Below are 10,462 nucleotides of genomic sequence, written 5' to 3' on the forward strand. Positions count from 1 at the left end.
TTTATAAGAGTAACATTGATATATGAATAAATGAGCCGTGTTAGAGATTAAAATATTTTTTTTTTTCAAGCAGAAGACGGCATACGAGGTCTAGTACGGTCTCGGGGGCTCGGGGATGTGTATAAGGGACAGGCCATAACCTGGCCGATAACGCCGTCTGACGCCTGCTGAACCGAAGGCAGCCGGCCCGACCTTGTCGGCCGGTCAGGTCGGGTTGCGGATCGCCGCCAGGCTCGCCGCGATCACGGCGTCGACCGGCCGCGTGTCGTCGATGACGGCCCCCGCCTCGTCCGGTTCCAGCGGCTCCAGGGTGTCGAGCTGGGACTGCAGCAGGGAGGGCGGCATAAAGTGGGTCCGGCGCTTCATCCGGTCGAGCAGTACCTCGAACGTCGCGTCGAGGTGCACGAAGAACAGCCCGGAATGGCCCTCCCGCAACCAGTCGCGATAACGACGGCGCAGCGCGGAGCAGGCCGTCACGGAGACCTCCCCGGCGGCGTCGAGCCGGGCGATCTCGTCGGCCAGGGCACGCAGCCACGGACGCCGGTCGTCGTCGTCGAGGGGGATCCCGGCCGACATCTTGTCGATGTTGGCCTGCGGGTGGAACGCGTCCCCCTCCACGAACACGCCGCCGAGCGCTTTCGCGAGCGCCGTCCCGACCGTCGTCTTGCCGGTCGCGGTGACGCCCATGACGACGAGGTGCCGCGGCGTGCTCGTCCGGTTACCGGTCATCCGGTCACGAGCCAGAGCAGGGCGGCGAGCAGGAAGACGGCGAGGCCCAGGGTGGTCTCCAGGACGGTCCAGGTCTTGAGCGTCGTCTTGACGTCCATGCCGAAGAACCTGCTGACGAGCCAGAAGCCGGAGTCGTTGACGTGCGACAGGACGGTTGCGCCGGCGGCGACCGCGAACACCAGGAGCGTGATCTTGATGTCGCTGAGGCCCTCGGCCGCCACCTGCGCGGAGATCAGGCCGGCCGTCGTCGTCAGCGCGACCGTGGCGGAGCCCTGCGCGACGCGCAGGACCGTCGCGATGACGAACGCCTGCAGGAGGAGGGGCAGGCCCAGGTCGGACAGCGACTCGGTGAGCGCCGAGCCGATACCGCTGGCCCGCAGCACCCCGCCGAACATCCCGCCGGCGCCGGTGATGAGGATGATCGAGCAGATCGGGCCGAGTGCGTCGTCCAGGATGCCGTTGGCGCGGCCCATCGTGAACCGTCCGGGGGCGAGCGCCGCGAGCGCGACCAGCACGGTGATGAGCAGGGCGATCGGCGTCTGCCCGATCAGGGTCAGCGTGTTCGCCCAGGCGGCGTCCTCGGCGACGGCGCCGGCCGTGACCAGGGTGCTGACGACGGTGTTGAGCGAGATCAGCACGAGCGGCAGGAGCAGGATGAGCAGGACGGTGCTGAACCGCGGCGGGGCCTGCGTGGCGGTGGTCGTGCTGCCGCCGGTCGCGCCGGAGCCGCCGTCCGCGGCGTCGTCGCGGCCACCGTTCATCCGGCCGAACACGGCGTCCGGGACGTCGATGACGTACCGCGTGCCCAGGTAGCGGGCGACGTAGTAGACGCCGAGGAACCAGGCGAGGATCGCGAGCGGCACACCCAGGAGCAGGGTGAGACCGATGTTCCCGCCCATCAGGTCGGCGGCGGCGACGGGTCCGGGGTGCGGCGGCACGACGGCGTGCATGACGGCGAAGGCGCCGGCCGTCGGCAGCCCGTAGCGCAGGATGCCGCCGCCGAACCGCCGCGCGACGGTGAAGATGATCGGCAGGAACACGACGAGGCCGGCGTCGAAGAAGATCGGCAGGCCGAAGATGAGCGCGGCGATGCCGAGCGCGAGCGGGGCGCGTTTCTCCCCGAACCGGGCGATGAGCGTGTCGGCCAGGACCTGCGCGCCGCCGGTGGTCTCCAGCAGCCGTCCGACCATGACGCCGAAGCCGACCAGCAGCGCCACCGAGCCCAGCGTCCCGCTGAACCCGGTCAGCAGCGCGTCGGGGACGTCCGCGATCGGGATCCCCGCGGCGACCGCGGTGAGCAGACTGACGAGCACCAGCGAGACGAACGCGTGCAGCTTGACGCGGATGATGAGGAAGAGGAGCAACGCGACCGCCACCGCGGCGATCAACAGCAGGGTGCCCGCTCCGTAGACCGGCTCTATCTCGGTCACAACCGCCTCCTTGCGGTCCGTCCTACCTTGAAATCGATAGGTGTGACCATACAGGGTGAAGTCCACCGGAGACAGGGCAGGGTCCCAGGTCAGGGTGGCCGCCCGCCGCGGTGCGGCGTCGGCGGTGCGGCGTTGGCGGTGCGGCGTCGGCGGTCTGGGGTCGGGCGTCGGCGTCAGGGGATGTGGCGGCGGACGGCGTCCAGGAACGCGGTGGCGTCGTCGACTGCGATACGCACGCGAGTGACGGTGACGGATCCGTTCGGCAGGCCGACCGTCGTCGGGCCCTCGAGCTGGATGTCGATGTTGGTGCCGTCCTGTACGACGAGGTTCAGGGCCTGGTCGTCGTCCGGCCCGATCAGTGACGCCGACGGGGCGCCGGAGAGCGCATGCCGGCGGTGCGCGACGGACGTGACGTCGTCCCACGGCAGGGTCACCTCGATCTCGGCTCCGCTGCGGGCGATGATCCCGTCCGGGCCGACGGCGTGGGGGCGGGTGACGTAGCCGCAGAGCATCCCCAGCATGGTGGTGACGCCCCAGAGGCCGACGGCGAGCAGCGGGAACCGGACCGCGGGCCAGCGGTGGGTGAGCAGATCGACCATCGGCACCTCGATCGCGGAGATGACCAAGAACACGACCAGGATCGTGCGGATCGGGCCGTCGTAGCGGTGGGCCGACGCGCCGTGCGGAACCGGCGGCCGGCGAAAGAGGGCTCGCCCGATGCTCCGCCAGCCGGCCACTTCCATCGCGACGGCCCGGCGGCCGAGCCGGCGGAGCCCGGCCCGGCCGGGCTCGCGACCACCGATGCGCCGCGGCGCCCTGGGGTCCGTGGACGGCACGGCAGCCTGGGCTGTCGTGGACGGCGCTGTCGTGGACTGGTTCGTGCCGGTCGTCATCGCGCGATCCTTTCGCGTTGCACTTGTAATGCGAAGAGCCTAGCCAACTTGTCAATACGAGTGCAATGTGAAAACGTGCATGCATGCCGAAGCGGGTCGATCACCGGGAACGCCGCGAGCAGATCGCGGCAGCGCTGCTCCGCGTGGCGGCGCAACAGGGCCTGGAAGCGGTCAGCCTGCGGCACGTCGCGACGGAGGCGGGCGTCACGACGGGGATGGTGCAGCACTACTTCCCCAGCAAGGAAGCGATGATGGACTACGCGATGGCCACGGTCAGCGACCGCTACGGCCACCGGATGACCGCGAACACCGCCGCCCTGGGCGACGAGCCGTCGCCCGCGGACGTGGTCCGGATGACGCTCACGAGCATGATTCCGCGCGACGACGACGAGCGGGAGGACGCGCGGGTCGCTCTCGCGTTCCAGTCCTACGCGGCGGGTCGGCCGCGGTCAGCTACCCAGCTCGGCACCACGAACGCTCACTTCCGCGACTACCTCGCCGCGCAGATCGAGGCATGCCGGCGCACGGCCGGTGCCGGCCCCCGCGGCGGCCCGGACGTCGACCCGCACGTGGCCGCGACAGCGCTGCTCGCGACGGCCGAAGGACTCGCCCTGCACGTCCTCAGCTCCGCCCTCTCGACCGCGGAGGCGTTCGAGGCGCTCGACCAGCAGCTCGCCCTCGTCATCGCGGACGCCGCGACGCCCGCGCGTTGACGCCGTCCGGCGCCTGGTGCCGACCGGCACCAGGTGCGTGGTGCCCGGTGGACCGGAGTCGGGCGTCGTGACTACCCTTTGTCAATCGTAGAAACAAAGCCGGGTACCGGCGCGGCCCTCCTGCTCCACAGGGCGGATCGGAGCGGAGCCCAGCAGACGTCGAAGCCCACGGGACGAGGTGCTGGAATGCCACGAGGCCGGTCCGCGACGCCGTCGACCACCGCCGGGTGGCCCGCGCTCGCCGACGCCGAGCGCGGCGTGCTGCGCGAGCTGCTCATCCACGGCCCGCTCCCCCGCGCCGAGCTCGCCCGCCGGCTCGGCGTCTCCCGTGCGAGCCTGACCCGCGTGACCCGCGCCCTGATGGACCACGGACTCGTCCGGGAGGGTGACGTCGAGCTGCGCGGTGCGACGGGCCGGCCGAGTGAGCTGCTCGTGGTGCGGCACGACGCGCGGCACCTCCTCGGGGTGAAGCTGACCGGGGACACCGTGTACGCCGTCGTCACCGACCTCGGGGCGCGCATCGTGGCGGCCCACGAGGCGCCCATCCGGTCGCGCGAGCCGGACGCGGTGATCGACCAGATCGCCGCCGTCCATGCCCGGTTCGCCGAGAAGTACGACACGATCGTCGCCTGCGGCGTGGCCCTGTCGGGCGACCTCGCCGTCGTGGACGGCCGTCAGCTCGTCGCCGACTCGGGCTTCCTGGGCTGGAAGAACGTCTATCTCGCCGAGCGGCTGACCACCCGGCTCGGCATCCCGACGAGCGCCGAGAACGACGTGCGCGCCCTCACCGCCACCGAGCACTGGTTCGGAGCGGGGGTGGGCTGCAGCTCGCTCGCGCTCATCACCGTCGGCGCCGGCGTGGGATTCGGCCTCGTCGTCGACAACCGGGTGGTCACGGGCCACCACGGGCGCGCGGGCCGGCTCGACCACCTGCCCGTCGACTCCGCGGGACCGATCTGCGGGCAGGGGCATCGCGGCTGCGTGAGCGCCCTGCTGCCGAACCAGGCGATAGTCGACGCGCTCCGGATACCCGGCCTCGACTTCGCCGGGGCCGTCGAGCTCGCACGCGACGGCCACGTCGGCGCCCTGCGCGCATTCACCGACGCCGGGCACGCGCTGGGCGTGCTCATCGGCACCGTGGCGAACGCCCTCGACCCCGAGAAGATCGTGCTCGCGGGCGACGGGCTCGTCGTCATGGAGCTCGCGGGCGACGAGGTGCGCGCGACGGCCGAGCGGGCGCTCGCCCCCGGCATCCCGGCGCCCGCCCTCGACGTCCAGCCGTTCCAGTTCGACGAGTGGGCCCGGGGCGGCGCCGTCGTCGGCCTCCGCACGATGCTCCGGTTCTGACCTTCCCTGTTCCCGGCCTTCTGCCGATCGTTTGTTTCACAGATTGACAAACGACCGGGCGTTCGACCAGCCTTGAGCCGGGGGCACGACAGTCCCTTCCGATGCCGAGAGGGATGCCAGTGGACCGCCGACTGACCGACCGACCCGCCACCGACGAGACCGCCGGATGACCCTCGACGTCACCGATCTGGCCGACGCCGACGCCGTGCCCGCCTCTTCTTCTGCCTCTGCGTCTCCCTCTCCCTCTGCCTCTGCCTCTGCCTCTGCCTCTGCCCCCTCCTCGGCTCCGGCAGTGCACGTCCTGCGCGCTGCCGGCGTCGGCGTCGTGGTCGCGGTGCCCGAGCACGGCCTGCCCGAGGTGGTGCACTGGGGCCGCGACATCGGCCCGCTTGACGAGGCCGCCGCGCGGCACCTGCTGCGCGCGGTGGCGCGTCCGCCGTCGCCCAGCGCGCTCGACGCGTCCTGGCCGCTCACGCTGCTGCCGGGCGAGCACGACGGGTGGGAAGGTCGTCCGGGTCTCGCGGGCCATGTCGGACGGCGGGCGCTGCTCCCGCACTGGCGCCGCACCACCGCGACCACCACCGACGTCGATGACGAGGGCAGCGACGAGCGGCACCTGCGTGTCACCGCCGAGGCGGACGGGCTGAGCGTCGTCATCGAGCTCACCCTCGACCCGTCCGGGGTGCTGAAGGTCGAGCACGAGCTGCACAACGCGGGCGCCGAGCCGGTGGACCTCGCGCTGTTCGAGGCGACGATGCCGGTCGGCGACCTCGCCACCGAGGTGCTCGACTTCACGGGCCGCTGGACGCGCGAGCGCGCCCCGCAGCGCCGTCCGCTCGCCCAGGGGAGCCATGCGCGCGAGTCGCGCCGCGGCCGCACCGGGCACGACTCTCCCCTGGTGCTCGCGCTCGGGACCGAGGGATTCGGCGACACGCACGGCGAGCTGTGGGCGGTGCACCTCGCGTGGAGCGGCGACGCCGTCCACCGCGTCGACGCGCTGCCCGAGAGCAGCACCGTGCTCGGCGCGGGCGCGCTCCTGCGCCCGGGCGAGATCACCGTCGCGCCCGGGGAGTCGTTCCGCACCCCCGCCGCGATGTTCGTGTGGAGCGACGAGGGGCTCGACGGCGTCGGGCGCCGCTTCCACCGGTTCGTGCGCAACCGGCCGCAGCACCCGCGGCGTCCGCGGCCGGTCACGCTGAACACCTGGGAAGCCGTGTACTTCGACCACGACCTGGGCAAGCTCCACCAGCTCGCCCGGCTCGCGGCGGACATCGGCGTGGAGCGGTTCGTGCTCGACGACGGCTGGTTCCTCGGCCGGCGCGACGACACGACGAGCCTCGGTGACTGGCGCGTGGACCCCGAGGTATGGCCCCAGGGTCTGCATCCGCTCGTCGACGTCGTGCGCGAGCAGGGTATGGAGTTCGGGCTGTGGCTGGAGCCCGAGATGGTCAATCTCGAATCGGAGCTCGTGCGCGAGCATCCCGAGTGGCTGCTGCAGCCGATCGAGAACGACGTCCGGACCTGGCGCAACCAGTTCGTGCTCGACGTGTCGCGGCCGGAGGTGTTCGACCACCTCCTGGCAGCGATCTCAGCCCTGGTGTCCGAGTACCGCCTCGACTACATCAAGTGGGACCAGAACCGCGACCTCATCGAGGCCGTCAGCGCCGGCCGGGCCAATGTGCACCGCCACACCGAGGCGGTCTACCGGCTGCTCGCTGCGCTCAAGGCGCGGCATCCGGGCCTGGAGATCGAGTCGTGCGCCTCGGGCGGGGCACGCGTGGACCTCGGCGTCCTCGAGCACACCGACCGCGTGTGGGCGTCCGACACGAACGACCCCGTCGAGCGGCTCGCCATCCAGCGCTGGACCGAGCTGCTCCTGCCCCCGGAGCTCATCGGCACCCACGTGGGCCCGCCCGTGGCGCACACGACGCGGCGCGCGACGGGACTCGACTTCCGCACCGAGGTGGCGCTGTTCGGCCATTTCGGCATCGAGTGGGACATCACCACGTGCACGCCGGCCGAGCTGGAGCAGCTCCGCGCCGGCATCGCCGCCTACCGGCGGCTGCGTCCGCTGCTGCACACGGGCGATGTGCACCACCCGCCCACGGGCGACGCCGGTACGAGCGCGACAGTCGTCGTCGCGCCCGACGGCGGCCAGGCGGTCGTCGGCCTGGCCCGGTCGGCCAGCGGCCTGCGCGCCCTGCCGCCGCTGCTCCGCGTGCCGGGGCTGCCGGCCGAACGCCGGTACCGGGTCTCGGTGCCGTTCCCCTCGGTGCTCCCGCACGAGCTGCCCCCGCTGCTGGCGGCGGACGGCCCCGTGGAGATGACGGGGGCGGCGCTCGGCTCGGTCGGCCTGCGGCTCCCGCTCCTCCACCCGGCGCACGGCGTCGTCGTCGAGCTGACCACGCTCGACTGACGCGCTAAGGGGCGGTGGCGTCCGCTATCGCAGTCGCCACCGCTTCGAATCCCGCGTCGTCGATCCGCCGGGCGTAGTCCGCGTCCCGGAGCGCCCGGTAGCGGGCGAACAGGTACGCCCGGCCCGGGTCCGCGCCGGTGGCGGTAACCAGCGCGTCGAGGCGAGCCCGGATCCCCGGGAGCAGCCGCGGCCCGGGCGGGAACTCGTCGAAGCGATTCCTCAGCAGCGGCACGAGGTCCCACTCGCGCGGGCCGCGCACCGGCTTGGGGTCGATCGCCTTCCACGACGAGCCCGACCGGAGCACGTTCTCGTAGTGGAAGTCGCCGTGGAGCAGCACGTGCGGCGCGCTCCGGAAGGCGCGTTCGACGTCGGGCCTCAGCTCACGGATGCGATCGCGATAGGCCGGGCCCGGCTCCGTCACCAGCGACTCCCGCTCCAGGGCGTCGTCGAACCCGGACCGCTCCGCGACGTGCAGGAGGCTCAGCAGCCGGGCGGCGGCCTCGATCGCGGCGCCCATCGGGGCCGACATCAGGCTCGTGCTTGCGTCGAGGCGTTCCAGCAGCAGGGCGCCCGCGTCGTCGGACGCCGCGACGAGCCGCACCGCACCGTGCCCGGCCCACCGGCGCAGCGCCTCGGCCTCGCCCCTCGTCTCCGCGTCCCGCCAGCCCACCTTCAGCATGCGGGCCGCGCCGTCCTGGTCCCGGACCTCCCACACCAGCCCCACGTTGCCGGACACCGGCGGGCCGACGAGCGTGAGGCGCCACTCGCGCAGGAGGCGCCCGACCAGCTCGGGGAGCTCGCCGATCCAGTCGTGCCCGGCCTCACCCTCGCGGTCCACGGTCCGGGCCGCGAATCGCGCGGGGACAGTGAGAAAGACTGAAGTCACCGCCGTTCCACCTCCCCTTGTCGTGCGAACGGAAGTCAGAGTATGCCGCCCGTGACGTTGCCCGCCCGGCAACCCTCGGACGACCTGCTTGCCTTTCAAGCAAGAACCAATGCTCATGACGCATGGGCACTCGTAGGTTCGGAGCCATGGCAACAGAACAGGTTTCCCCACAGCCGACGGCGCACGACGCCGTCGCAGCACCCGCCGCGTACGAGGCCTGGCGCAAGGCCAGGTGGGAGGAGGTGGCCGGCCCCAACGGCAGGGCAAAGGTGGTCGCCAGGGCTATGGTGACCGGCCGCGATCCGCGCGTCGTCCCGGGCTTGCCGGGGCAGTGGAACGTCACCGAGGCGGGCGCCCTGACCGTCACCGCCGCCGCCCACGACGGCGTCCGCGTGAACGGCGAGCCGGCGGACGGCATGGTCGAGGTGCCGGCCGGCAGCTCCTTCGCGCTCCCCGGAGGACTCGTCGGCATGGCCGGTGGTGCGGGCGGCACGTTCGGCCTCGTCGTCATGGACCACGACGCCGTCACCCGGTCCGGCCTCATCGGCATCGACACGTACCCGTACGACCCGTCCTGGGTCTTCGAGGGCGAGTACCGCGCGGCCCCTGCGGGCCGCCGCATCGAGGTGGGCCGCCTGACGGCTCCGCGCAGCACCGAGGCGGTCCTCGCACCCGTCGACCTCGCGGTGACCATCAACGGCGTCGAACACGTGCTCGCGGTGCTCGAGGACATGCCGGGCCAGCGGCTGGCAGTCTTCACCGACGAGACCAGCGGCACCGAGACGCCCGAGATCGGCCGCTGGCTGGTGCTGCCCCTGCTGGACGCCGGCAGCACCCTGACCGTCGACCTGAACCAGGTGACACTCTCCCACCATCACCTGAATCCGTCGGTCTTCACCTGCCCGCTCTCCCCGCCCGGCAACCACCTGCCCCTGCGGGTCGAGGCGGGAGAGCGCGGGCTGATCCATCGGAAGCGCACTCAGGAGGCGACGGCATGAGCCAGGACCTCGAGGAGAAGGCGGTCGCCTACCTCCGCCGTCTGGAGCGGGCGGACTGGCCCGGCGCGCGGGCGATGTGCTCCGCGTCGGCCACGGTGTGGCACAACGACGGTAAGGGCGACTCGACGATCGACGAGAACATGGCCGGCATGGCGAGCCAGGTCGATGCCATCGAGTCGATGCGCTACGACGTCACCCGGCAGTTCTCCCGGCCCGGCGAGGTGCTCCAGCAGCATGTCCTGCACGTGACCATGAAGGACGGCGCACGCTTCGATATGCGCGCGGCCGTGTACTTCGGCTTCGCCGATGGTCTGATCACCCGCATCGAGGAGTACGCGGCCCTGCCGGGCGGCAGCGGGGACTGAGGCTCCAAAGCCATCAACGCGAACTCGCCCTGACCCGCGGGGACGTCTGGAACGACTCCCAGACGGCGACCAGACGGCGACTCGGTGGTGCCGTGAGTTATCCACAGATTGGAAATACGCCCTGCAGGACGTACGAATGTTCGAGACAATGGAGGCAGTGAACAACGGCGGGCTAGCGGACGGGTTGGGGGTGGGGGCCGGTGGAGTCGACGAACAACGCGCCTGGTGGTCTGCCTCCCGCGGCGTCGGTGGAGGAGGCGCTGGCCCGGATCGAGGCCGCCGTGGGTGACCTGGCGGGCCTGACCGCTCCGGAGGTGCTGGATGGGTGGGGTGCGCCGGCCGTGTCCCGGCTGGCTGACGCGCACACCCGTATCCGCCGGTTGACGGGCCGGTTGGACGGGGTGCGGTACACGTTGTTGCCGCGGATCGAGGCCGAGGGTTCCTGGCGTTCCGGTGGCATGGCCCGCACGTTCAAGACCTGGCTGCGGCTGCGTGAGGGGGTCTCGGCGCGTACGGCGGGCAAGGACCTGACGATCGCGCGCCGCCTGGACACCGCGCTGCCGGTGACGCGTGAGCGGCTGGTGGCCGGTGTGCTGGGCGCGGACCACGCGAGGGTGATGACGGAGGTCGCGCCGACCAGCGAGACCCGCACGGACGCGTTGGGGTGGTTGATCGATACCCGCAC

General features: G+C 71.9%; 9 protein-coding genes and 1 pseudogene. 6 read left to right on the forward strand and 4 right to left on the reverse strand.

Annotated features, from left to right (window positions below):
• Positions 1-204: 204 nt before the first annotated feature.
• From EW117_RS29080 to EW117_RS30435, 3 genes are all read right to left on the reverse strand, one after another.
• Positions 205-729: a gluconokinase gene (locus tag EW117_RS29080; RefSeq protein WP_129790207.1), complete on the reverse strand. Its 525-nt coding sequence runs from the start codon at positions 727-729 to the stop codon at positions 205-207.
• Complete coding sequence (locus tag EW117_RS30430; protein WP_129790208.1) at positions 726-2,159, reverse strand: GntP family permease; 1,434 nt, start codon at positions 2,157-2,159, stop codon at positions 726-728. Before EW117_RS30430 ends, EW117_RS29080 begins: the two co-directional genes overlap by 4 nt.
• A 173-nt stretch (positions 2,160-2,332) precedes the next feature.
• On the reverse strand, positions 2,333-3,052 hold the full coding sequence (locus EW117_RS30435) for a hypothetical protein (RefSeq protein ID WP_129790209.1): 720 nt from the start codon (positions 3,050-3,052) through the stop codon (positions 2,333-2,335).
• Between the two features lie 83 nt (positions 3,053-3,135).
• Between EW117_RS30435 and EW117_RS29095 the strand changes: the two genes are divergently transcribed.
• From EW117_RS29095 to EW117_RS29105, 3 genes are all read left to right on the forward strand, one after another.
• On the forward strand, positions 3,136-3,765 hold the full coding sequence (locus tag EW117_RS29095; protein ID WP_129790210.1) for a TetR/AcrR family transcriptional regulator: 630 nt from the start codon (positions 3,136-3,138) through the stop codon (positions 3,763-3,765).
• Positions 3,766-3,951: 186 nt separating this feature from the next.
• Positions 3,952-5,112 (forward strand): ROK family transcriptional regulator, encoded by a 1,161-nt coding sequence (locus tag EW117_RS29100; protein ID WP_129790211.1) that lies wholly within the window; start codon positions 3,952-3,954, stop codon positions 5,110-5,112.
• Positions 5,113-5,404: 292 nt separating this feature from the next.
• Positions 5,405-7,528: an alpha-galactosidase gene (locus EW117_RS29105; protein WP_242504651.1), complete on the forward strand. Its 2,124-nt coding sequence runs from the start codon at positions 5,405-5,407 to the stop codon at positions 7,526-7,528.
• A gap of 4 nt (positions 7,529-7,532) precedes the next feature.
• On the opposite strand, the gene EW117_RS29110 is transcribed toward EW117_RS29105, so the two are convergent.
• Positions 7,533-8,414 carry an aminoglycoside phosphotransferase family protein gene (locus EW117_RS29110; protein WP_129790213.1) on the reverse strand — a complete coding sequence of 294 codons (882 nt, stop codon included), beginning with the start codon at positions 8,412-8,414 and terminating at the stop codon, positions 7,533-7,535.
• A 146-nt stretch (positions 8,415-8,560) separates the two neighbouring features.
• Here EW117_RS29110 and EW117_RS29115 point away from each other — a divergent pair, with 146 nt between their 5' ends.
• The 3 genes and pseudogenes from EW117_RS29115 to EW117_RS29125 all read left to right on the forward strand — a co-directional run.
• A complete protein-coding gene (locus EW117_RS29115; RefSeq protein ID WP_165362921.1) occupies positions 8,561-9,412 on the forward strand; it encodes a DUF1684 domain-containing protein in 852 nt (283 codons plus the stop codon).
• Positions 9,409-9,777 carry a nuclear transport factor 2 family protein gene (locus tag EW117_RS29120; RefSeq protein WP_129790215.1) on the forward strand — a complete coding sequence of 123 codons (369 nt, stop codon included), beginning with the start codon at positions 9,409-9,411 and terminating at the stop codon, positions 9,775-9,777. Before EW117_RS29115 ends, EW117_RS29120 begins: the two co-directional genes overlap by 4 nt.
• Positions 9,778-9,977: 200 nt before the next feature.
• Positions 9,978-10,462: pseudogene (locus tag EW117_RS29125) on the forward strand (DUF222 domain-containing protein); the annotation flags it as partial.

This window comes from Promicromonospora panici, from assembly GCF_900608595.1.
In the GTDB taxonomy this organism is placed as follows: Bacteria; Actinomycetota; Actinomycetes; order Actinomycetales; family Cellulomonadaceae; genus Promicromonospora; species Promicromonospora panici.

Excerpts from the sequence above, each read along its gene's own strand:
- EW117_RS29080 (WP_129790207.1), bottom strand. The coding sequence starts at position 729 with ATGACCGGTAACCGGACGAGCACGCCGCGGCACCTCGTCGTCATGGGC.
- EW117_RS30435 (WP_129790209.1), bottom strand. The coding sequence starts at position 3,052 with ATGACGACCGGCACGAACCAGTCCACGACAGCGCCGTCCACGACAGCC.
- EW117_RS29095 (WP_129790210.1), top strand. The coding sequence starts at position 3,136 with ATGCCGAAGCGGGTCGATCACCGGGAACGCCGCGAGCAGATCGCGGCA.
- EW117_RS29100 (WP_129790211.1), top strand. The coding sequence starts at position 3,952 with ATGCCACGAGGCCGGTCCGCGACGCCGTCGACCACCGCCGGGTGGCCC.
- EW117_RS29115 (WP_165362921.1), top strand. The coding sequence starts at position 8,561 with ATGGCAACAGAACAGGTTTCCCCACAGCCGACGGCGCACGACGCCGTC.
- EW117_RS29120 (WP_129790215.1), top strand. The coding sequence starts at position 9,409 with ATGAGCCAGGACCTCGAGGAGAAGGCGGTCGCCTACCTCCGCCGTCTG.